This window comes from Chroococcidiopsis sp. [FACHB-1243] (genome assembly GCF_014696895.1).
GTDB lineage: Bacteria > Cyanobacteriota > Cyanobacteriia > Cyanobacteriales > Chroococcidiopsidaceae > Chroococcidiopsis.
In genome coordinates, this window is record NZ_JACJQX010000037.1 from 41,763 (window position 1) to 61,755 (window position 19,993).

A 19,993-nucleotide genomic window follows, 5' to 3' on the forward strand; every position below is an offset into this window, starting at 1 on the left:
TCAGCACATAATGTTACCTGAGGCAACCCCTTTCGGGAGTCGTTTATGCCGCAGGACAATCCAATTGCAATCGAATTTCGTGATGTCACGTTCATTCAGAACGGACGGGCGCTGGTATCAAATCTCAATTTCACCATTGGGCGAGGTGAAGTTTTAGTCCTATTAGGACGCAGTGGTAGTGGCAAAACTACGACCATGAAGTTAATCAATCGCCTGTTCGTCCCTTCTCATGGTGAGATTCTGTTTGAAGGCATTCCTACAACCAAGTGGGATGAAATCAAATTACGCCGTCAGATGGGATACGTGATTCAGGAGACAGGTTTGTTTCCGCATTTCACGATCGAACGAAATGTGGGCTTAGTGCCAGCTTTAGAAAGTTGGAAACCCAAACAAATTAAGGCACGAGTTTACGAACTGTTAAACTTAGTTGGTTTGGAACCGGAGCAATTCGCTCATCGTTACCCCCGCGAACTTTCTGGAGGACAACGACAGCGTGTAGGAGTCGCTAGGGCGCTAGCTGCCGATCCGCCCGTGTTATTGATGGACGAACCTTTCGGCGCGCTCGATCCAGTCACTCGTCTAGAAATTCAACAGCAGTTTCGCCGCTTGCAACAGCAGTTAGGCAAAACCGTAATTTTCGTAACGCACGATATTCAAGAAGCTTTTATTTTGGCTTCCCGAATTGGTCTCATGCAAGCAGGACGGATGCTGGTGTTAAGTACGCCAGAAGAGTTTTTAAAATCTCCCAAGCCAGAGGCGCGTGCTTTTATCAAAGGGCTACCGCCGTTTGCTCAGATTTATAATTCTGGTGAGAAGAACGGAAAATGAACTTGAGTGAATTTTTTCTGGTGAAGTACGCGCCGGAGATTTTACAGGAAACTGCTACCCATATCCTCTTGGTAGGAATTTCAATTGGTGTTGCGACTTTGGTAGGTATTCCGCTAGGGATCTGCATCACCCGTAAACCCAGCCTGCGTCAGCCAATCTTGGGAATTGCTAACGTGTTGCAAACAATTCCTAGTTTGGCACTATTTGGATTTTTAATTTCCGTGCCGCTAATTGGCGGAATTGGGGCGCGGACGGCGATTATTGCTCTAACCCTCTATTCTCTCCTACCAATTATTCGCAATACCTATACAGGAATTATTAACGTCGATCCGGCAATTCGTGAGGCAGGAAAGGGGATGGGCATGACCGATCGCCAGTTACTCTTGCAAGTCGAGGTTCCGTTGGCTCTAGGGGTGATTTTAGCAGGGGTAAGGGTAGCTACGGTGATTGCGATCGGGGTTGCCACGATCGCAGCAGCAATTGGCGCTGGCGGCTTGGGCGTGTTTGTATTTCGGGGAATTGCAATGGTCAACAATCAGTTGATTCTGGCAGGGGCAGTTCCGGCGGCGGTGTTAGCAATTTTAGCAGATTGGGCGATCGCTACTTTGGAGCGCCGTTTAACGCGCCGAGGTACTTGGGAGCAGAGGAGACTAGGAGCAGAGGAGCAGGGGGGATTGGTACAGTCTTAACAGTTATCAGTTATCAGTTATTGTAGGGGCGGGTTTTGACCAAAAATTTTCGGTTCTAGCAGTTAATTTATTTGCTAAACCCGCCCTTACAGAGAGCAGAGAGCGCACGAGCAGGGAACCTATGCTTTCAAGCATAGGATTGAAATGTAAATTTTACTCAACTAAATAGGTGACATAATTGCCGTGCGAATTTGTTCGATATACTGATAAAAATTCCCGCTGTTAAGCCGATAACTTAAAGGATGAGCGATCAGTCTTGCCGTACTTTCAAACAATGTTTCAATCTCGATTAATCCATTTTCTTGTAGCGTTCTACCAGTAGAAACTAAGTCAACAATTGCCTCAGACATACCCGTAATTGGTCCCAATTCTACAGAACCGTATAAAGTAATAATTTCTACTGGTAAATCTAAATTTTCAAAATACTCGCGGGCGCAATTAACAAACTTAGAAGCAACTCTTCCGTGAGCTGGTAATTCTAAAGCCGAACGATAAGGACTAGAAGCTTTGACAGCCACAGAGAGCCGACAAGAACCGAATTTTAAATCGGCTAGATTGGCAACTTTCGGTTTTTTCTCGCGCAATACGTCATAGCCAACAATTCCTAATTGTGCCTGTCCGTATTCTACGTAAACGGGTACATCTTGCGCCCGTACTAATAAAGCTTTGGCAATATTATTCGAGTCTTGAATCTGTAATTGGCGATTGCTGGAATCGAGAAATGCACTAAAATCTAAACCGACAGATTGCAACAAACGGATACTATCTTTTAAAAGTGCGCCTTTGGGTAGTGCTACGGTAATCATGGCTAGGGAGTAGGGAGTAGGGGAAGAAACAGAAGACAAGTCATCATTCTCACAAAAAACTATTATGCCCTGAAACTAGAACGATCGCGATTGTATAATTCTGATTTTCTATATTAGTGAGACACTGCCAGATTGCAGCCAGTGTAAGAATAGAAATATCGCGTAATCTATCCGTGCAGCCAAGATTGATATGAAAATCTTGTTAGTTGACGATGAAGTTGAACTAACCGATCCTCTTAGTCGCCTCCTCAGCCGTGAAGGATACGAGGTTGATGTGGCATATGATGGGAACAAAGGTAGCAATTTGGCTACTCAGAAGACTTATGACTTACTGATCCTCGATTGGATGCTCCCCCACCAATCGGGGTTAGATATTTGTCAGCAATTACGGCGCAGTGGTAAAAATACACCTGTCCTCTTCCTGACTGCTAAAGATACGATAGACGATCGCGTGCAAGGTTTAGACGCGGGTGCAGATGATTATATTGTTAAGCCTTTTGAATTACGCGAATTACTTGCAAGAGTCCGCGCTTTGTTACGGCGAGGTGCTGTAGATTTAAATCTAGCTACAACTCAACGTTTACAAGTTGCAGATTTAGAATTAGATGTTGAAAATCGTTTAGCTTATCGTCAAGGACGCACGATTGAATTGTCAGAAAAAGAGACTAAGCTTTTAGAATATTTTATGCGTCATGTCGGACAAGTTTTAACTCACGACCAAATTCATCAATATTTATGGACTGAAGAAGAACAACCAAGCAGTAATGTTTTAGCTGCTTTAGTTCGGTTATTAAGACGCAAAATTGAAGCTAAGGGAGAAATAGTGTTAGTTCATACTGTTTATGGTAAGGGTTATCGGTTTGGGGATGGTAATTGATAATTGGTAAATGGTAATAGAAAGTATCAAATGTTTGGTAAACTCGCTCCTACAGATGCTACGCTATCTCAATGCGATATTCTAATAAATATAAAATATTTCCATTTGTCTTTTTGTGTTCGTATTCTCTCACAACTTTTCCGCCCAATGTTTCTGGAATTTTGCGACTGGCAATGTTGGCGCGATCGACAGGATAGAGAAAATATTCATAATCTAAATTCTGCTCAGCCCAATTTTTGATACCTGTAATTGCTTCTATTCCATACTTATGACCCTGGGCTGTTTTTTTTAACCAAATTCCAAGTTCTGGAGTCTTACCAAGCATACCATGAAGACCTGCACAGCCTAAGAATTCTTGCGAATCCTTTTTTAGGATCGCTAATACGAGATCGCTACCCTTTTTTAAATCTACAATTGCATTCTCAATAAATGCTTCTATTTCAGCAATATGTTGGGGCGATCGCGGACACATATAAAAAGTCACTTCTTCAGTAAATTCTGAAAATATTTCCTCTTTATACGCCATCGATACAGGTTTTAATCTAAGGCGATTTGTTAATATCTCCACGCTGAGTAAATCCATTTTTATGTCGCGCATCAGCCGTAGGCGAAGCGTAGCGTTAGACGCAAAGGCGCTAAGAAGAACACAAAGAGTAATCGCTACTTACTCCTCACTCCTCCAAAACAAAACCAGCGTCGCGAATCATTTCTAAGTCCATTTGTGTTGCTTGTCCTGGGGTGGTGAGATAATCGCCAATGAAGATGGAGTTGGCGGGATATAATCCTAACGGTTGGAGCGATCGCAAATGGACTTCTCTACCTCCGGCAATCCGAATTTCTTGTGATGGTAGCAAGAATCGAAATAAGCATAATATCCGTAGACAGCGTTGCGGATTGAGTTGTTGTAATCCTGCGAGTGGTGTACCTGGAATCGGGATTAAAAAGTTAATTGGTACGCTCGTCACTTCTAATTGTCGCAGTGACAGAGCTAAATCGATGATATCGTCGTCTGACTCGCCCATGCCTATGATTCCGCCCGAACAAGTCGTAATTCCGGCAGCTTTAACATTCTCCACCGTCGCCACGCGATCGCTAAAAGTATGAGTCGTACAAATTTGTTCGTGGTGTGACTCTGCTGTATTGAGATTGTGGTTGACTCTATCGACTCCGGCTGCTGCTAAACGCTGCGTTTGTGACTCACTCAATAACCCCAAACAAGCACAGATTTTCAAATCGTAATTTGCCTTGACTTCTCGCACGGCTGCTAAAAATTTGGCAAAAGTTGTTTCGTTAGGCGATCGCCCAGACAGTACCATGCAGAATGTACCTGCTTTTAAACTAGCCGCCCGTGCTGCGGCAGCTAAAATTTTTTCTTGTGCCATCAACGGATATTTCTCAATTTCTGCTGTCGAGATTTTTGACTGAGAACAGTAATGGCAATCTTCAGGGCAAAGTCCACTTTGGGCATTGAGTAAAAAGTGCAGTCGAACGCGATTACCCCAATAATGTTTGCGAACTTTATAAGCTGCTGCTAGCTGTTCGAGTAACACTTCATTAGGGGCGCTGAGTACGGCTAAAGCTGCCTCACGGCTGAGGATATCTCCTGCTAAGGAGCGATCGGCAAGTTGATTCCAATTTGGTAAGGTGATGGTTTGGGGCATCGTATAAGAGTTGTTGGTTGTTGGTTATTGGTTAGCAATAATTTTTTGACTTTTGACTCACTCATCCACAACCCGACGAATCACTTCGTAAATCGATTCGAGTTGAGTCGGGGTGATGCAGTAGGGTGGCATGAGGTAAATGGTATTACCGAGAGGGCGTAAGAGGAAGCCTAATTCGAGAAAGCGCGATCGCAGTTTTGAACCTGTGGCGTTTAAGTAGCTTTCGCTATCAGCTTTCAGATCCAGGGCTGCTATTGTACCGCAGATGCGGGTACGTTCGATTTTTGGATGCCCGCTCAACCATGTTTCCATGTAGCGACGGTGTAAGGCTTCCATTCCTGCAAATGCGGCTGGATTTTGATTTAACAATTCCAGCGAAGCGATGCCTGTGGCGCAAGCTAGGGGATTTCCCATGAAAGAATGACTGTGGAAGAAGGCGCGATCGATGTCATCGCTGTAAAAAGCTTGGTAAATCTCCTCTGTTGCTACAGTCACAGATAGAGGTAAACAGCCACCTGATAAACCTTTAGATAAGCAAAGTAGATCGGGACAAGTACTTGACTTTAAACAAGCAAATAATTCTCCCGTTCTACCAAAGCCCGTCATGATCTCGTCATAGATTAGCAGCACCCCATGCGTGCGGGCGAGTTGAGCGAGTTCCTGCAAAAATTGGGGACGACACAGGCGCATCCCTGCTGCTCCCTGTACTAATGGCTCGATAAATATGCCTGCGTAGCTGTGCGAATTTTTTTGCAATAATTCCGCCAGTTGCTCTAAAGCCTGTGCTTCGCGGGTAGCGACGTTTAGATCTTCGTCGAATGTTGCAGGAAAAGGTACGATATCCGTTGCAAACATCAAAGTTTTGAAAGTTTGCCACCAAGGAGAACTACTACCAACTGACATTGCTCCTACAGTGTCGCCGTGATAGCCGCCTTCAAAGCTAATGAATCGAGTTCGTTGTTTTTCCCCTTGGTTAAACCAATACTGGTATGCCATTTTCAGCGCAACTTCGATCGCTGTAGAGCCGTTATCGGAGAAAAATACCCGTGTCAGAGGTTTAGGTAGATGTTTCAATAGCCCAGTGGCTAATTTTTCGGCTGGCTCGTGGGTAAACCCAGCAAAAATCACTTGTTCTAGTTGTTTTGCTTGTTGGTAAAGAGCCTCAGCTAGTACGGGGTGGCTGTGTCCGTGGATCGTCACCCACCAACTCGAAATACAATCAAGAATCTGCCTTCCATCCTCCAATTCCAACATCACCCCCTCTCCCCTTTTGACTTTCAAAGGAGGAGGAGCCGTTTTCATCTGGGTGAAAGGATGCCAAATTGGATTGTTGCTCATAACTAGAGGCTAGAGATAAGGGTAAGGAATGGGAGACAAACAACAATATACATTTTCCCCTTGTTCCCTTGTCCCCCCTGCTCCCTGCTCCCTACTCCCTACTCCCTGCTCTCTGCTCCCTGCTCCCTGCTCTCTAATTTTCTGCTTGACTGCTGTTGAAAGTTAAGCGAAACTGACAAATAATTACTGTACGAGTTCACTCTATTGCTAAATTTTGTTAACTTTTTCATCTATATAATTCGATGGATGAAACATTATGTAGCAGTAGGGATATTAAGATAGGGGATCGCGTCGCTCAAAGCAAGCTATCCTGCCCAAAAGCTGGATCTAAGTGTCAGATAACCTGAAAACCTGTTGTGTTGGCTAGAAGCATGGAAACCTTAGAATTTGTCATCTATCCCGATGGTCGCGTACAGGAAAAAGTCACGGGGATCGTCGGTTCCTCCTGTACGGAAGTTACGGCAGCGCTGGAAGCAGAACTAGGGCAAACAATTAGCCAGCAGCCAACGTCAGAATATTTTAATCAAGTTAATACACAAGCTGATGTCTCAATCGCTCAAGCATCGTTTAGCGAATGGTAGCTTTTTTTATTTAGTTATTTACCCTAGTTAATTTACGTCGAGCTAAAAACACTATGTCACACTTTAGCCAAATCAAAACTCAAATCCGCAATTTAACATCCTTGCAAGCAGCTCTCACCGATCTAGAAGTTGATTGGAAATCTGGATCTCGGCAAGTCAGAGGCTATCAGGGACAAACGCGGAATGCCGAAGTGACAATCGAGCAAGATAACGGTTACGATGTAGGGTTTAGTTGGAATGGTAAAGAGTACGAACTCGTCGCCGATATGCAATATTGGCAGCAGCCTTTATCAGTAGAAGGTTTCTTGCGCCAAGTGACGCAGCGTTATGCATACCACACCGTAGTTAACGAAACAGCAAGACAAGGTTTTCAAGTCACCGAACAACAGAAAAACTCAGATGGCTCGATCAGACTGTTAGTACAGCGCTGGAGTGGCTGATGGACGATCTTGGCACATCGAATTATTCTGACTCGGAGCGATCGCACCTAGAACCCGAGTTGGGGGGAAATCTGCGTGATGCTGCCAATCGTTCTGGACTAGAGCCAGAATTGGGCGGTGTTACCCGGCAAAAGGGTGTATACGTTGACGAAATCACTTGTATTGGGTGCAAGCACTGCGCTCATGTCGCTCGCAACACCTTTTACATAGAACCAGATTACGGTCGCTCTCGTGTCGTCCGTCAAGATGGTGACGTGGAGGAACTGATCCAAGAGGCGATCGATACTTGTCCGGTAGATTGCATCCATTGGGTCGATTACACTGAGTTAAAGCGGCTAGAACAAGACAGACAATATCAAGTCATTCCCCCAGTTGTAGGATATCCCGTAGATGGCGCTGTGGCTGCTGCCCAAAAGCGCCGTCGCAAGCAGCAGTTAACCCGCAAAAAAGCCAAGTATTAATATATCCAAACAGGCGATCGCCTTTCAAGGAGACTGGATTGCACAGTCTCCTTGTTTTTATCTCAGTAGGGACGTTACATGTAACGTCCCTACACTAAATAACTGATAACTAACTACTGATTTAGTTTTGTTCCAGAAAAGACTGAACTTTCCCGTCAGCGCCGAGTATGACTCTAACTCTGGGTGTTTCGCCTTGGGGGTTAGCAGAGACAAAGGGTTCGCCGATTAAAGGTAAACCAGAACTCTCGATGTAGTTTCTAGCTGCTTTGCCTAAAGGTTCGATCCGCTGCACCGAGCCGTCTACATCTAGGACAATACTGTATTCTAACGGTTCGCTGAGTCCAGAAGGGGGCTGCCAACGCTGTTGGAAGTATTCTCTGACTTCATTAACTTGCGGCGTAGGGGCAAAAGCTGCCGCTTGGGGTGCTTGTCGTGACGGTTTAGCTGACGGCTCCTCAACTGGCTTACCTTCCAAAGCCGCTCTAATCCTTTCTCTGGGTGTCAAGCCTTCTACTGATGGCGGCGGAGCTGGATTGCTGGGTGGTGCGGCAGGAACATCGATTGTGGGGGGAGTCTGAGCTGAGCGATCGGGGCTGGGAGGACTGGGAAGGTTATTATTGGTAGTAATTCCTGGTAAGGTAGCAATGCTACCTGGTTGCACGGCAGGCTGATTAGCTGGTTGATTAGCCGATGACTTGGGTGTTTGAGTAGAACCAGATGGTGCTTGAGCAATACCAGGTAGGGGGCTAGCTCCAGCGTTAGGGGGTGCAGGTGGGGCAGTAGTTGTAAAGGGTGGCGTGGTTGGTGCGGTAGACAGGGGAGTGTCTGGCAGAGGTGAGGGAATTGGCGAACTCCCCACAGTTGGAGTTTTTGGTAAATTCCCTAAAGTTGGGCTTGTCGTCGGCGATGGTAGATCGCTTGTGGGTGGCACAGACGGTACAGCCTCTGGAGATAGGGTGGGCGAGGGAGAAGGCTGTTGTGGCGGACGACTGGCTGTTTGTGGCTCGTCAGAACGGTTGAGCAGATGTACGAGTCCTGCGGTTAAACCTACTCCTACCAGAAGTACGGCTGCTATCCCCGCCCAAGCTGTAGAAGGAGTAGCAGCAAAACGAGTCGGGCTATTAAAGTTAGCTGGGACAGCTAAAACATCAGCAGCATATTCATCTAAAGCGTTTGCTAGATCGAATAGTTGCGTCATGCTCAAAGGAATGAATTGCCCCGTACTAGGAGTTGCTAAAGCTCCTAAAAACAAATTATGGGATAATCCTTCACCAGGTTGAATGTATATTCCTCCTGTTGGAGCTGGTGCAGGCGTGCTAGAGGAATCTAATTCTGCCGGTAGGGTGGGTGTATTGGCAGCATCTTCTACCAACAAAGCATTGAATCGTTCTGGCGATGAAGCGAGAACTCTCTGCACGTAGTTTTTGACAACTTCATGCAATTCTACTAAAGAGTGGCGATCGCCCTGAATGCGAATTTGCTCCGCTTCTGGTAGTTGGGAGTCATGAAAGCGCACCTCGAAATGAATTGGTGCATTCATCGATCTAGCGCCCCGATCCGATCCTGGCGTGCGCTCGGTAACCTGTAACGTACAAGAAGCTTGCGTATATTTTTTTATAATCGGTTCTGACAGAGACATAAGCGGGGATAAGGGAGTAGGGAGTAGGGAGCAGGGAGTAGGGAGTAGGGAGTGAGGGGACAAGGGGGACAAGGGGGACAAGTGGGACAAAGGAGAAATTAGTCACACCCCACACCCCACATCCCACACCCCACACTCTATCAACACTCACCACTTTTCTCCCCGACTCCCTAGTTACAATTGCGAACGATCGAGTAAGGTAAGCCATAAGTGCCGATGACCGACAGCACCGCTATAAAATAACAGATCGACTAAGAGCTTGAAGCCTAATTGACTCAGCCAATTGGTTGATAGATGTTCGGCATCTTCCATGCGCTCTTGATAGAGATTGCTGAAACTATCGATGTAGTCGCCCAATACGCCGATTTTATGAGGAACTTCTCGATTGGCGATCGCCTGCTCTAATAACATGACGGCGCGGCGAATTTGGGTCTGATATTGTTTGGCTAGGTGACAAATAATTAAAACTAGCGATCGCGCTTCTTCTATATCTAATTTTTTCCTACCCCCGTCACCTTTACGTAAAGGATTTGATTGCCTCAAACGCCATAATGCTACCCGATCGGGAATTTTTGTTGCCAAATTTAATTCTTCTGCTGCCGATAACATTGCCTCAGAACCAATACCTACTAAAGCTTCTAGCGCCAACAATATCAGATCGAGTTGAGCTTTGATATTGTTGAGCTGCACGGGTGCAGGCTCGGCGCGAGTGAGATCGTTCCACTTAGTACTTTGATTGGGAGATTGGGCGCTAGAGTGCATAGTCTTCAGCATAGGTGGTACGACTAAGATACACTGAGCTGTTACCCAATTTGAAACCGTGTTTCTTTGGTTTTGGCTTGTTTTCTCCAGCTAGCAACAAATTTGCCGCTCAAGCAGCTCAGGTTCAGAAATTTTGCTCAGTCAATTTTTACCACATCCTACACGTTGACGCTACCGCAAAAAAACTACTGTCACCCCAGAGCCACCATCTTCAGGAGCCGCAGCCTCGAAGCGACTTACCATAGGATGCTGTTGCAAAAAATTGTGAACTCCTTGTCTCAGTTTCCCCGTACCGTGACCGTGAATAATCCATATTGTTCCAAACGCTTCGGCGATCGCCTTATCTAGCACGATCTCCGCATCAGCCACCCGACTACCTCGAATATCGAAGGTGTTTTGGGAAGTCCTGATTGTGGGGGAGTCGGGAATAAGTGGTGCGTGATGAATAGGGTGTGGGGGAGCCAGCGCCGTGCGGGGGTGTCCCCCGTTGAGGCGACTGGCGTTGTGGGGTGTGGGGAATTGGTAGTTGGTAGTTGCCCCTCTGCTCCCCTGCCCCTCTGCTCCCCTGCTTCCTTGTCCCCCTTGTCCCCCTTGTCTCTTCTCTTGGAAATTGGCTTTTTTTCCATCTAGCGATTCAATGTCTTCTAACTTAACGGTCATTTTCATCAGTCCGAAGCGGACGATTAATTCGCCGTCATCGTTGGGTTCGTTCAAAACTTCTGCGGTTTGCCCTAAACGGGGAATGCGAATGCGATCGCCTACTTGGGGGCGAAATTCGGCTTTGGGCTTGGGTACTGGAGGAGTATGCTGTTGGGCAAGCCGATCGATCGCCACTGTTGCTTGCTGTGCGGCTTGAGCTGTAGGAGTCCCTTGCTGCAACTTGCGAATCACCTGGGCAATTTCGGCTTTAGCTTGGGCGATCGCCTGTTGAATTGCTTGTTCTTGAGAGGCACGTAATTCTCGTTCTCGCGCGTCTAGCTGAGCAGTCCGTTCCGAGAGTTGACGATACAATCGCTCTGTTTGCTGTAATAACTGTTGGGCTTGGGCGGCTTTCGTTTCTTGTTGTCGCCGTTGGGCTTCAAGTCCGGCAATGACCTGGTTCACGTCTTCCGTTGCTTCGCCTACTTGATGTTTTGCTTGCTCGATCACCTCTGGTTTTAATCCCAAACGAGCTGCGATCGCTAAAGCATTAGAGCGACCAGGAATCCCCCACAACAAGCGATAGGTAGGCGATAAAGATTCCTCATTAAATTCCACCGAGGCATTTTCAAACCGCTCGTCTTGATATTTCAACGCTTTCAATTCGCCAAAGTGAGTTGTCGCCATACTCAGCTCGGCATTATCGGCAAGGTGACGCAAAAGGGCGATCGCCAAAGCACTGCCCTCGACTGGATCGGTTCCCGCACCTACTTCGTCTAGGAGAACAAGTGAGTAGCTAGTGGCTGGTGGCTGGTGACTAGTAGCTAGAATTTCTCCCTTGTCTTCCTTGTCTTCCTTGTCTTCCTTGTCTTCCTTGTCTTCCTTGTCTTCTTCTCCCCTACTCCCTGCTCCCACCTCGTCCCTGCTCCCTACTTCACCAATCACCTCTAATATCCGACTAATTCGCCGAATGTGACCGGAGAAGGTAGAAAGACTCTGTTGTAATGACTGTTCGTCGCCAATATCTGCCAATACCATGTCAAACCAAGGAATCTCTACAGGTTCTTTGGCAGGAATAAATAACCCGACTTTTGCCATCAAAGCTGCTAAACCAAGAGTTTTTAGCGTTACCGTTTTCCCTCCAGTGTTGGGTCCGGTGATCGTAATGACGCGAATGTGGGGCTGAACGATAATATCTACAGGAATGACTGGCTGCCCTTGTTCGTGCTGATTTTGCCATACGAGCAGGGGATGGCGCAATTGACGTAATGTGGTGTTTTCCCCTTGGGAGCGATCGCAAAAGCGGGGTGGATTGGCTTGCAACCAGTAGCTATAACGAGCGCGGGCGCTGGCAAGGTCTATTATCGTTACAACCGCTAATAATTTTTCTAAATCTGGCTTGACATCTGCGACTTTCTCAGTTAGTCGTCTGCGAATTGCCTCTTCTTCTGCTTGCTCTCTGGCAATGTATTGTCGCAGTTGATTGCCTAAAGCCACGATCGCGTTTGGCTCTACATACAAAGTTGCTCCGCTCATGGATGCATCGTGGACGATACCGGGAATTGCGTCTTTTTGCGGTGCTTTGACGGGAATAACGAAGCGATCGCCTCTTTGGGTAATAAGTTGTTCCTGTACGGCGTTGGCTTGGCGCTGCAAGATTCCTTGTAGGGTTTGGGTAATTCGTTGGCGCAATTGCCGCACGCGATCGCGAATCTCGGCTAATTTAAGGCTAGCGCGGTCTGCTACCTTACCCTGTTCGTCAATACAGTACAAAATGTCCTGTTCTAATTCAGGATCGGTTTTGACAGTAGAGACTAATTCCTGTAAAGCTGGCAAATCTTGCTGTTGGTCGATGCTGCGCCGTAACTGTCTCGTTCCGGTGAGAGTTGTGGCGATCGCGAGTAACTGCTCTGCGGTTAATATACCCTGTAACTCTGCTCGTTCTAAAGATTCGCCAATATCTTGAATTCCGGCAAACGACAACCCAGCACTCAGACGACTATCTAACTCGTAGACTTCTTTGGTTTGGTTTAACAATTCCTGACTTTTTGCCTGCGTGTCGGGAATGACCAAATTCCGAGCGGCGATCGCTCCTAGTTTAGTCGCCGTAAAAGTTGCCAAGTGCTGACACAAGCGCGACCATTCTAATAGTTCTAACGTTTCTGATTGAATCAAAGCTTGGTGTTTCAATTTTATTAAAAGGGAGCAGGGATTAGAGGACAGAATTTATGTCAAGTAATTATTCTGTCTTTGATTTAAAACTTTTTAGATCGCAGAAATTCAAATAAAAGGCTTTTAGGTATCAACTCTACGTTAAACTCAAGCAAAAGCTGAAAGCTGTCGCTTTTTTGAGCGGGTTTTGTACGTGCGATCGCGAATTTTTTCGTTTTAGCTTAGTGTTGAATACATTCGAGCTAACAATACATTTTGACTTTAATTCCATTGTAGTACGCTCTCAGTCAGTCTCAATCGTACTAAAGCCTGAATTTCCCTACCCATTTGTAGTACTATCCCTCTTTTAGGGAGCAGGGAAAAGAGAGTACCAGGTTGCTGAGGGAGCATTCATCAAGTTGTAATTACTAGCCACTAGCCACTAGCCACGCACTCCTCACTAACAAAAATCCCCCAACTTCTAACCAAACCCCTCGCGAATTTGGTACTCTAGCGAAATAGTTTGGGAACGGGTAAAGAAACGTGAATATTCAAATTGGACGTGGCAAAACCGCACGCCGCGCATACGGCATTGATGAAATTGCACTGGCTCCAGGGCAACGCACTATAGACCCCAGTTTAGCGGATACCAGTTGGCAGATTGGCGCGATCGAGCGAGAAATTCCCATTATTGCAAGTGCGATGGATGGAGTTGTCGATGTGCAGATGGCTGTACTGCTTTCCCAGTTAGGAGCTTTGGGCGTACTCAACTTAGAAGGTATTCAAACTCGCTACGCCGACCCAGAGCCAATTTTACAACGGATTGCCTCAGTAGGAACTCATGAATTTGTCCCGCTGATGCAAGAATTGTATGCCGAACCAGTCAAACCCGAATTAATCGAGCAGCGAATTGGGGAAATTAAGCAGCAAGGTGGTATTGCAGCTGTCAGCGCGACTCCTGCTGGTGCGAGTAAATATGCTAGTGCGGTGGCAAAGGCTGGCGCAGATTTATTTTTTATTCAAGCTACTGTTGTATCGACAGCTCACATAGCTCCATCTGAGTTAACCAACCTTGACTTGGCGAAATTTTGTCGAGAAATGCCCATGCCCGTCGTGTTGGGCAACTGCGTCACTTACGAAGTGACTTTAAGTTTAATGAAGGCAGGAGCAGCAGCAGTTTTAGTTGGGATTGGTCCTGGGGCGGCTTGTACTTCTCGCGGTGTTTTAGGTGTGGGCGTACCTCAAGCCACGGCGATCGCAGATTGTGCCGCAGCACGAGAAGATTACTATCAGGAAACTGGCAATTACATCCCAGTGATTGCTGATGGTGGCTTGATTACAGGTGGAGATATCTGTAAGTGTATCGCTTGCGGTGCAGACGGCGTGATGATAGGTTCTCCCTTTGCTAGAGCCGCCGAAGCACCAGGTAAAGGCTTTCACTGGGGCATGGCAACCCCTAGCCCCGTTCTGCCGCGTGGAACTCGAATTCGTGTCGGTACGACTGGTACTTGCGAACAAATTTTACGTGGACCCGCTCAACTCGACGACGGGACGCACAATTTCTTGGGCGCTTTAAAAACGAGCATGGGAACTCTGGGGGCAAAAGACATTCGCGAGATGCAACAAGTCGAAGTCGTGATTGCTCCTTCATTGCTCACCGAAGGCAAAGTCTATCAGAAGGCACAGCAACTCGGTATGGGTAAGTAGATTGAAGTCGGAAGTTGTCTGACTTCCCCAATGAGTAGCTTTACTTAGAACAAAATACCGACAACTTAAAACTTTCCATAATCTTGAGCAGAGTACTGGAAAAAATAAAACAGTCGCCTACAATAGAGGAAGCGGAGACGCATGTTTCCGTTCACTCCTCACACCACACTCCGCCCGGACTACTGTTCGGGCGGTTCCTTATGTATGGGAATTTAGGTATAGTAATCCTTACTTTTCACATCAACTACAATCGCACAGCGATCGCCACAGAGGATCTATCTAATTACAGATACTCAGGAGGTAAAAATGCTTGGTTTTACTGTGATAAAATTTTCAGCAAAGTAAGCAACAATATAGCCAAGGATTTTCAGGCATGTCAGCAGCCGCGCAAGTTACAGATTCTTCTTTTAAGCAAGAAGTACTAGATAGTGAAATCCCAGTTTTAGTGGATTTTTGGGCTCCTTGGTGCGGTCCTTGCCGCATGGTCGCCCCTGTTGTCGATGAGATCGCACAGCAGTACGACGGGCAAGTCAAGGTAGTGAAGCTCAACACCGACGAAAACCCCAATATTGCCAGTCAGTACGGTATCCGCAGTATCCCCACTCTGATGATTTTCAAAGGGGGTCAAAAAGTTGACATGGTAGTAGGTGCCGTACCAAAAACAACACTGTCGAATACTCTAGAAAAGTATTTGTAGAGCTGGGTTAGCACGAAAAAAGACTTGCAAGCGCCTGAGGTTTTGGCTATATGGCGCTTTTTGCTCTATACATTCATTAGGGTAGCAATTCTGCTGATTGTAAGACGTGAAATTTTGCGTCTCTGTAATTTCCTCTCAACAGATGTCCCAAATCTCGCTAAAATAGAGTGCCGACCCGTGCAGCAGCACTCATGACTTCATCCCGTTCATTAGACACCATAGACACGCTTAAATCAGAGTTAGCTACCCTGTTAGAGCATTTGCCAGATTTGCAACATCGGCAATTGATCCAGCAGGCGATCGCAACTATTATTCGGTTAGCACACAGCGAGATTGACCGTCTCGATTGGAAAATCTTAGCGGCTTCTCTAGCTGATATGGAGCGAGGGTTAGAATTATTTCATACCTATCGCCACGTTCGGAAGGTAACAATTTTTGGTTCGGCACGTACTCCGGTAGATAGTCCGGCGTATAAAATGGCAGCAGACTTCGCCCGTTGCGTCACTCAGTTAGGGTTTATGGTGATGACTGGTGGTGGTGGCGGAATCATGCAGGCGGGAAATGAGGGTGCGGGAAGGGAAAATTCTTTTGGGTTGAATATTCAACTACCATTTGAGCAAGAAGCAAATCCTTACATTGTTGGTGACGCGAAATTAATTCACTTCAAATATTTCTTTACCCGCAAGCTGTTTTTACTCAGGGAAAGCGATGCAGTGGCGCTGTTTCCTGGCGGGTTTGGCACGCAGGACGAAGCATTTGAATGCATGACTTTAAGCCAAACTGGAAAGTTCGGTCCCGTGCCGATGGTACTCATCGACCACCCAGGGGGAGACTATTGGGAAGCTTGGAGCGAATATATTCAAGAGCATTTGATTCAAAAAGGTTTGGTTAGTCCTGAAGATCCCAGTCTTTATACGATTACCGATAACTTAGATGTTGCTTGTAACGCGATCACGCAATTTTATCGAGTTTATCACTCTAGCCGCTACGTGCGCGATTTATTAGTAATTCGGCTTGATGCAGAATTATCTGATGCTGAAGTTGAAGAGTTGAATGACAATTTCAGCGATATTTTGGTGAAAGGCAAGATTGAAAAAAGCGCGGCTTTACCTCAAGAAACTCAGGATGAAACTATAGATTTGCCCCGGATCGTGCTTTATTTTAATCAAAGAGACTTGGGGCGTTTGTATCAGATGATTGCTAGGATCAATCAGATGGGACAACCTTCAGAAGAGACTGCTTCTCATCCAGAAAGGAAGTAAGGCAAGCAAGGCAACTATTCAGAAGTGCGATCGCCCCTTGCCCATTTTTGCCCCGATCGACATACACTGGTATACGAACTGTCGGCACGGCTGTTATGAGGCGATCGCGGCATGGTGTTGCAAAAAGAATTCCAGCAATCGGAACAAGAATTCTGGCGTGACGGCAGAAGGAGAAGCAATACTGATGCTCTTTGGTTCGGTATCGTTATCTCACTTCTCGTACACGTTATTTTTTTCCTCAGCTACGATTATTGGATTCGCATCCTACCAAAACCAAAACAGCAATCTCGCGCCGAACCAATTCCACTTGAGTTTGTTGAAGTTCCTCCCCAACCAAAAAAACCGCCCCCAGAAACCAAACGTCGGGCAGCAAACGATTCCGTTGCTGGTGGTAAAGCCAATCGCAGACGACCTCTAGCAACTCGACCGAATAACCCAACTGCGCCTAGAACTAGTTCCCGTACTACTCCGTCACCCGCTCAACCCCGCCGCCAGCAGCCATCTAGCAGCCGCAGGGAGAGTCCAGAGCCACCAAAACCCCAAATCCAACCTCCTCAAGCCCAACCTCCGATTGCCACTGCTCCCAATCGCTCCAAACCAGTTCCGAAGACTCCCAACCTAGAGCAAAAACCAGCAAATCGTCCTAGTACCGCAACCGAGCGATCGCCTGCTAGAACTACAGCCAGAACTCAGCCGCGATCTTCAGGAGCAGCGAGCAAGTTAGGTGGTCCGCTGACGCTTTCCAGCCGCGACCTAGCCGCTAATCCCAACCGTTCTAATCGCGCTGCGCCAGGCATTGATGCTCGTCAGGATGTCGATATGGGTTCTTACTTGCAGCAACTTCAGCAACAAGTCAGGCAGCAGTGGATACCAGGGATGACGCAGAATTCTCGTTCAACTGTCGTGTTTTTCACAGTCACGCGATCGGGTCAAGTCACCAACCTACGGATCGTTCGACCTTCTGGCTCCAACACTACCGACACCGCCGCCATTAGTGCGATTAGACGCGCCGCACCCTTCGCACCTTTACCTTCTGGATTTGCTTACAATTCCCTCAAAATTAGTTTTACATTTAATATCAACGTCTCTGGTGGTTTAGATCTATGGGTAAGATGACGTAAAAAGTTATTAGTTATTAGTGACTAGTGACTCGTGGCTGGTGACTAGAAAAGAGTCAAGCCACTAGCTGCCACCACGAACGACAAACGACGAATGACCAATGACCAATTCAGGAGGAGTGATGCTCGATTTAACAAAGCTAGCAGTTGGAGGAGTTTGCTTTGTCTTGGCATTTATCCTAGCGAGTCTAGTCGAATACTGGTTGCATCGTTTGATGCACGTTTCGCCTCGCATTGGTGAAAGACATCGCGATCACCACCGCCGGAATGAAGGACAAGGTGTAGTATGGGAATTTCGGGATTACGTTCAGGGTAGTTGCATTGCCATGTTTGCAATGTTCTTTGTCTCCCTCGAAGCTGGGATGGGTTGGTTTCTAGGCAGTTTAGCTTATGCTGCTTTTTCTGCTTATGCCCACCAGTTACAGCACGAAAATCCAACCAAGTGCTTTTGGATGAAAATGCCCGTGCATTATGTCCATCACAAATACGGGATGTGGCATCACAATTTTGGTTTAGCTGTAGATTGGTGGGATCGGGTGTTTGGCACTTACAAACCCGTAGAATGGCTCACGGAAGAAGAAACTAGTCAACCAAAACGCGGCTATTTACAACTACGCTGGTGGTGATATGACGATGTAAAACTTTATGCGCATAGTTAAGAGTGGCGCAGGTTGGCGGATTGGATTCGATCCAGAGGCAAAGGAATTTAAAGGTTTAGTAGGTGCTGAGGACTGGGCGATCGAACTGACGCAGGCAGAATTAGAAGATTTTTGCCGATTGTCTATGCAGCTATCAAATACTATGAGCCAAATGGAGCAGGAGCTGATGGATGAGGAAGCGATCGCCTGTGAAGCCGAAAGTAATTTTATCTGGATGGAAGTAGAAGGCTATCCCCGTGCCTACAGCTTGCGACTGATTCTAAATACAGGTAGGCGAGTTGAGGTGAGTTGGGCGGCGGATGCAGTTCCCGATCTCATCCGAGCGGCTCAAATGCTGTTTGTTTTCTAAATAGCGCGATCGCAGTTTCTTATGCTATGATATCTAAGCTGTGAAACGGGGCGTAGCGCAGCTTGGTAGCGCGCCACTTTGGGGTAGTGGAGGTCGTGGGTTCGAATCCCGCCGCTCCGATATTATGACCACCTATATAGCTACAGGTTTTCCCGTAGCTGTCCTAATGCTGTCCTACATTATAGGACACCTGTAAAGGCTGATAAAGAGGCAGGTACAGGTTATTTCTGCTAGTCCTAAATGGTGAAGCCTAGCGCCTAGCTCAAACTGGTTTCTAGGTACGATATGGCTGAGTTGTGGTGATCCTCGTACCATTTAGGACAGCCGTTTAGGACAGTTATTTAGGACAAACCACAGGCTAAGCGCGATCGCCACAGCCCCTGCCTAGCTATCCTGACAAAACATCATGACAAGGTAGTAATAGCACCACAAAGAGCGCCAGCCCCATGAGCCTATTAACTACCTCTGAGATGATCTCCATAGCTTCGGACTCCAAGAAAGCCAAAGCTGCATTAGCCTTCAAGATGTCTGGGATGGCTACTATCCTAACCGAACGCGATCGCAAGACAGCCAAGATCGAGATCAAAGTCTCCCCAGAAGAAAAAGCTAGATATCATGCCTTATCAGCCCAACTAGAGCTAAGCCTTGGGTCTATCGTTAGGACTTTACTCAACCAAGCTTGTGATGAGCTGGGTATAAACTAACGACTACCAAAGGTGGCTGACTCAGATCCCGCACCTCTTGCATCTGGTTTAGTATGGTCTGCAACATAGGAGCTATATCTTGACCAGCGTTGGACTTAAAACCTGTGACTTGTAAGATCCAGGTTTTGATACCAATAGCTGCAAACTGACGATAAGCATATTTAGCTTGAGACTTGACTTCCGAGCTGATACGGTTAGCCTCGAAAGCATAGTAGTGAACAATGTCTGCACATATCTCGGCTGGAATGAAGTTTACTGGTCTACCCCCGTTCGGGTTAGGTACTGCCTGGATAGCTACACCCCTTGCTATGTAGTGGTTTCGAGCCTCTTCTAATGTTTCAGACGGGAGTTTGCCTGGAATGCTAAAAGCCTTAACCATTACATCAATGGAAGCACTACTAACACCAGTCAGGGTAGCTAAACCTAGCGCACTCATCCCTACCTGTTCACCATCATTACTAACAAAGAACTCAATATTATCACGAACTTCTTTACGTAGTTGTAAGTTAGACATTTGAATAACCTTTGGTTTTACTTTGGCTCCACCTCTACCATCTTCTACAGCCGCAGCGGGAACCGTGTAAGTTTTCAAACCTTTATCCCGTATAGCTTCCAATGTTTTCGA

At 46.7% G+C, this 19,993-nt stretch carries 20 protein-coding genes, 1 tRNA gene and 1 pseudogene; 14 read left to right on the plus strand and 8 right to left on the minus strand.

Going from position 1 to position 19,993, the window contains the following annotated elements; all coding sequences use genetic code 11:
* The first annotated feature begins 45 nt into the window (after positions 1-45).
* Positions 46-828 (plus strand): ATP-binding cassette domain-containing protein, encoded by a 783-nt coding sequence (locus H6G17_RS24120; RefSeq protein WP_015154462.1) that lies wholly within the window; start codon positions 46-48, stop codon positions 826-828.
* The gene (locus tag H6G17_RS24125; protein WP_192161132.1) at positions 825-1,517 is read left to right on the plus strand and encodes an ABC transporter permease; all 693 of its coding nucleotides are present in this window, start codon (positions 825-827) and stop codon (positions 1,515-1,517) included. Before H6G17_RS24120 ends, H6G17_RS24125 begins: the two co-directional genes overlap by 4 nt.
* A gap of 161 nt (positions 1,518-1,678) precedes the next feature.
* On the opposite strand, the gene hisG is transcribed toward H6G17_RS24125, so the two are convergent.
* On the minus strand, positions 1,679-2,323 hold the full coding sequence (gene hisG, locus H6G17_RS24130; RefSeq protein WP_192161133.1) for an ATP phosphoribosyltransferase: 645 nt from the start codon (positions 2,321-2,323) through the stop codon (positions 1,679-1,681).
* 190 nt (positions 2,324-2,513) lie between these two features.
* Between hisG and rppA the strand changes: the two genes are divergently transcribed.
* The gene (gene rppA / locus H6G17_RS24135) at positions 2,514-3,200 is read left to right on the plus strand and encodes a two-component system response regulator RppA (RefSeq protein ID WP_192161134.1); all 687 of its coding nucleotides are present in this window, start codon (positions 2,514-2,516) and stop codon (positions 3,198-3,200) included.
* 58 nt (positions 3,201-3,258) lie between these two features.
* Here the strand turns inward: rppA and H6G17_RS24140 are convergent, their stop codons facing one another.
* The 3 genes from H6G17_RS24140 to bioA all read right to left on the minus strand — a co-directional run bounded on the left by H6G17_RS24140 (position 3,259) and on the right by bioA (position 6,199).
* Positions 3,259-3,798, minus strand: a complete 540-nt coding sequence (locus tag H6G17_RS24140; RefSeq protein WP_192161135.1) for a GNAT family N-acetyltransferase — start codon at positions 3,796-3,798, stop codon at positions 3,259-3,261.
* A gap of 73 nt (positions 3,799-3,871) precedes the next feature.
* A complete protein-coding gene (bioB, locus tag H6G17_RS24145; RefSeq protein ID WP_192161136.1) occupies positions 3,872-4,861 on the minus strand; it encodes a biotin synthase BioB in 990 nt (329 codons plus the stop codon).
* 57 nt (positions 4,862-4,918) lie between these two features.
* Complete coding sequence (gene bioA, locus H6G17_RS24150) at positions 4,919-6,199, minus strand: adenosylmethionine--8-amino-7-oxononanoate transaminase (protein ID WP_192161137.1); 1,281 nt, start codon at positions 6,197-6,199, stop codon at positions 4,919-4,921.
* A gap of 371 nt (positions 6,200-6,570) precedes the next feature.
* Here bioA and H6G17_RS24155 point away from each other — a divergent pair, with 371 nt between their 5' ends.
* From H6G17_RS24155 to H6G17_RS24165, 3 genes are read left to right on the plus strand one after another with little or no spacing between them, the layout of a single operon-like run.
* Entirely contained in the window at positions 6,571-6,780 is a 210-nt protein-coding gene (locus H6G17_RS24155) for a DUF2997 domain-containing protein (RefSeq protein WP_039716585.1), read from the plus strand.
* A 53-nt stretch (positions 6,781-6,833) separates the two neighbouring features.
* Positions 6,834-7,220, plus strand: a complete 387-nt coding sequence (locus H6G17_RS24160) for a DUF1257 domain-containing protein (protein WP_192161138.1) — start codon at positions 6,834-6,836, stop codon at positions 7,218-7,220.
* On the plus strand, positions 7,220-7,681 hold the full coding sequence (locus tag H6G17_RS24165; protein ID WP_192161139.1) for a ferredoxin: 462 nt from the start codon (positions 7,220-7,222) through the stop codon (positions 7,679-7,681). The genes H6G17_RS24160 and H6G17_RS24165 overlap by 1 nt, the downstream gene beginning before the upstream one ends.
* A gap of 121 nt (positions 7,682-7,802) precedes the next feature.
* On the opposite strand, the gene H6G17_RS24170 is transcribed toward H6G17_RS24165, so the two are convergent.
* The 3 genes from H6G17_RS24170 to H6G17_RS24180 form a co-directional block, all read right to left on the minus strand.
* Positions 7,803-9,320 (minus strand): DUF4335 domain-containing protein, encoded by a 1,518-nt coding sequence (locus H6G17_RS24170; RefSeq protein ID WP_192161140.1) that lies wholly within the window; start codon positions 9,318-9,320, stop codon positions 7,803-7,805.
* Positions 9,321-9,494: 174 nt separating this feature from the next.
* Positions 9,495-10,094, minus strand: coding sequence for a DUF3038 domain-containing protein (locus H6G17_RS24175; protein WP_015154474.1), 600 nt, complete (start codon positions 10,092-10,094; stop codon positions 9,495-9,497).
* A 159-nt stretch (positions 10,095-10,253) separates the two neighbouring features.
* Positions 10,254-12,896, minus strand: a complete 2,643-nt coding sequence (locus H6G17_RS24180) for an endonuclease MutS2 (protein WP_192161141.1) — start codon at positions 12,894-12,896, stop codon at positions 10,254-10,256.
* A 519-nt stretch (positions 12,897-13,415) separates the two neighbouring features.
* Here H6G17_RS24180 and H6G17_RS24185 point away from each other — a divergent pair.
* The 8 genes and pseudogenes from H6G17_RS24185 to H6G17_RS24220 all read left to right on the plus strand — a co-directional run bounded on the left by H6G17_RS24185 (position 13,416) and on the right by H6G17_RS24220 (position 19,368).
* Complete coding sequence (locus H6G17_RS24185) at positions 13,416-14,579, plus strand: GuaB3 family IMP dehydrogenase-related protein (protein WP_192161142.1); 1,164 nt, start codon at positions 13,416-13,418, stop codon at positions 14,577-14,579.
* Between the two features lie 364 nt (positions 14,580-14,943).
* Positions 14,944-15,276: pseudogene (trxA, locus tag H6G17_RS24190) on the plus strand (thioredoxin); the annotation flags it as partial.
* Positions 15,277-15,467: 191 nt separating this feature from the next.
* Positions 15,468-16,538, plus strand: coding sequence for an LOG family protein (locus H6G17_RS24195; protein ID WP_192161143.1), 1,071 nt, complete (start codon positions 15,468-15,470; stop codon positions 16,536-16,538).
* 111 nt (positions 16,539-16,649) lie between these two features.
* Complete coding sequence (locus H6G17_RS24200) at positions 16,650-17,654, plus strand: energy transducer TonB (RefSeq protein WP_192161144.1); 1,005 nt, start codon at positions 16,650-16,652, stop codon at positions 17,652-17,654.
* A gap of 103 nt (positions 17,655-17,757) precedes the next feature.
* The gene (locus H6G17_RS24205) at positions 17,758-18,282 is read left to right on the plus strand and encodes a sterol desaturase family protein (RefSeq protein ID WP_199316967.1); all 525 of its coding nucleotides are present in this window, start codon (positions 17,758-17,760) and stop codon (positions 18,280-18,282) included.
* A 19-nt stretch (positions 18,283-18,301) separates the two neighbouring features.
* A complete protein-coding gene (locus H6G17_RS24210; protein ID WP_192161145.1) occupies positions 18,302-18,664 on the plus strand; it encodes a DUF1818 family protein in 363 nt (120 codons plus the stop codon).
* A 46-nt stretch (positions 18,665-18,710) separates the two neighbouring features.
* Positions 18,711-18,784 (plus strand) — tRNA-Pro (locus tag H6G17_RS24215).
* Positions 18,785-19,110: 326 nt separating this feature from the next.
* Positions 19,111-19,368, plus strand: coding sequence for a hypothetical protein (locus H6G17_RS24220; RefSeq protein WP_192161146.1), 258 nt, complete (start codon positions 19,111-19,113; stop codon positions 19,366-19,368).
* Here the strand turns inward: H6G17_RS24220 and H6G17_RS24225 are convergent.
* A complete protein-coding gene (locus tag H6G17_RS24225) occupies positions 19,334-19,984 on the minus strand; it encodes a hypothetical protein (RefSeq protein WP_192161147.1) in 651 nt (216 codons plus the stop codon). The genes H6G17_RS24220 and H6G17_RS24225 overlap by 35 nt on opposite strands.
* Positions 19,985-19,993 lie beyond the last annotated feature (9 nt).

Bases quoted from the DNA above. Each gene is read 5' to 3' on its own strand.
- H6G17_RS24165 (WP_192161139.1), top strand. From the start codon at position 7,220: ATGGACGATCTTGGCACATCGAATTATTCTGACTCGGAGCGATCGCAC.
- H6G17_RS24125 (WP_192161132.1), top strand. From the start codon at position 825: ATGAACTTGAGTGAATTTTTTCTGGTGAAGTACGCGCCGGAGATTTTA.
- H6G17_RS24140 (WP_192161135.1), bottom strand. From the start codon at position 3,798: ATGCGCGACATAAAAATGGATTTACTCAGCGTGGAGATATTAACAAAT.
- H6G17_RS24120 (WP_015154462.1), top strand. From the start codon at position 46: ATGCCGCAGGACAATCCAATTGCAATCGAATTTCGTGATGTCACGTTC.
- H6G17_RS24160 (WP_192161138.1), top strand. From the start codon at position 6,834: ATGTCACACTTTAGCCAAATCAAAACTCAAATCCGCAATTTAACATCC.
- bioA (WP_192161137.1), bottom strand. From the start codon at position 6,199: ATGAGCAACAATCCAATTTGGCATCCTTTCACCCAGATGAAAACGGCT.
- H6G17_RS24170 (WP_192161140.1), bottom strand. From the start codon at position 9,320: ATGTCTCTGTCAGAACCGATTATAAAAAAATATACGCAAGCTTCTTGT.
- rppA (WP_192161134.1), top strand. From the start codon at position 2,514: ATGAAAATCTTGTTAGTTGACGATGAAGTTGAACTAACCGATCCTCTT.
- H6G17_RS24200 (WP_192161144.1), top strand. From the start codon at position 16,650: ATGGTGTTGCAAAAAGAATTCCAGCAATCGGAACAAGAATTCTGGCGT.
- H6G17_RS24175 (WP_015154474.1), bottom strand. From the start codon at position 10,094: ATGCTGAAGACTATGCACTCTAGCGCCCAATCTCCCAATCAAAGTACT.
- H6G17_RS24155 (WP_039716585.1), top strand. From the start codon at position 6,571: ATGGAAACCTTAGAATTTGTCATCTATCCCGATGGTCGCGTACAGGAA.
- H6G17_RS24210 (WP_192161145.1), top strand. From the start codon at position 18,302: ATGCGCATAGTTAAGAGTGGCGCAGGTTGGCGGATTGGATTCGATCCA.
- H6G17_RS24195 (WP_192161143.1), top strand. From the start codon at position 15,468: ATGACTTCATCCCGTTCATTAGACACCATAGACACGCTTAAATCAGAG.
- H6G17_RS24220 (WP_192161146.1), top strand. From the start codon at position 19,111: ATGAGCCTATTAACTACCTCTGAGATGATCTCCATAGCTTCGGACTCC.
- H6G17_RS24205 (WP_199316967.1), top strand. From the start codon at position 17,758: ATGACCAATTCAGGAGGAGTGATGCTCGATTTAACAAAGCTAGCAGTT.
- hisG (WP_192161133.1), bottom strand. From the start codon at position 2,323: ATGATTACCGTAGCACTACCCAAAGGCGCACTTTTAAAAGATAGTATC.
- bioB (WP_192161136.1), bottom strand. From the start codon at position 4,861: ATGCCCCAAACCATCACCTTACCAAATTGGAATCAACTTGCCGATCGC.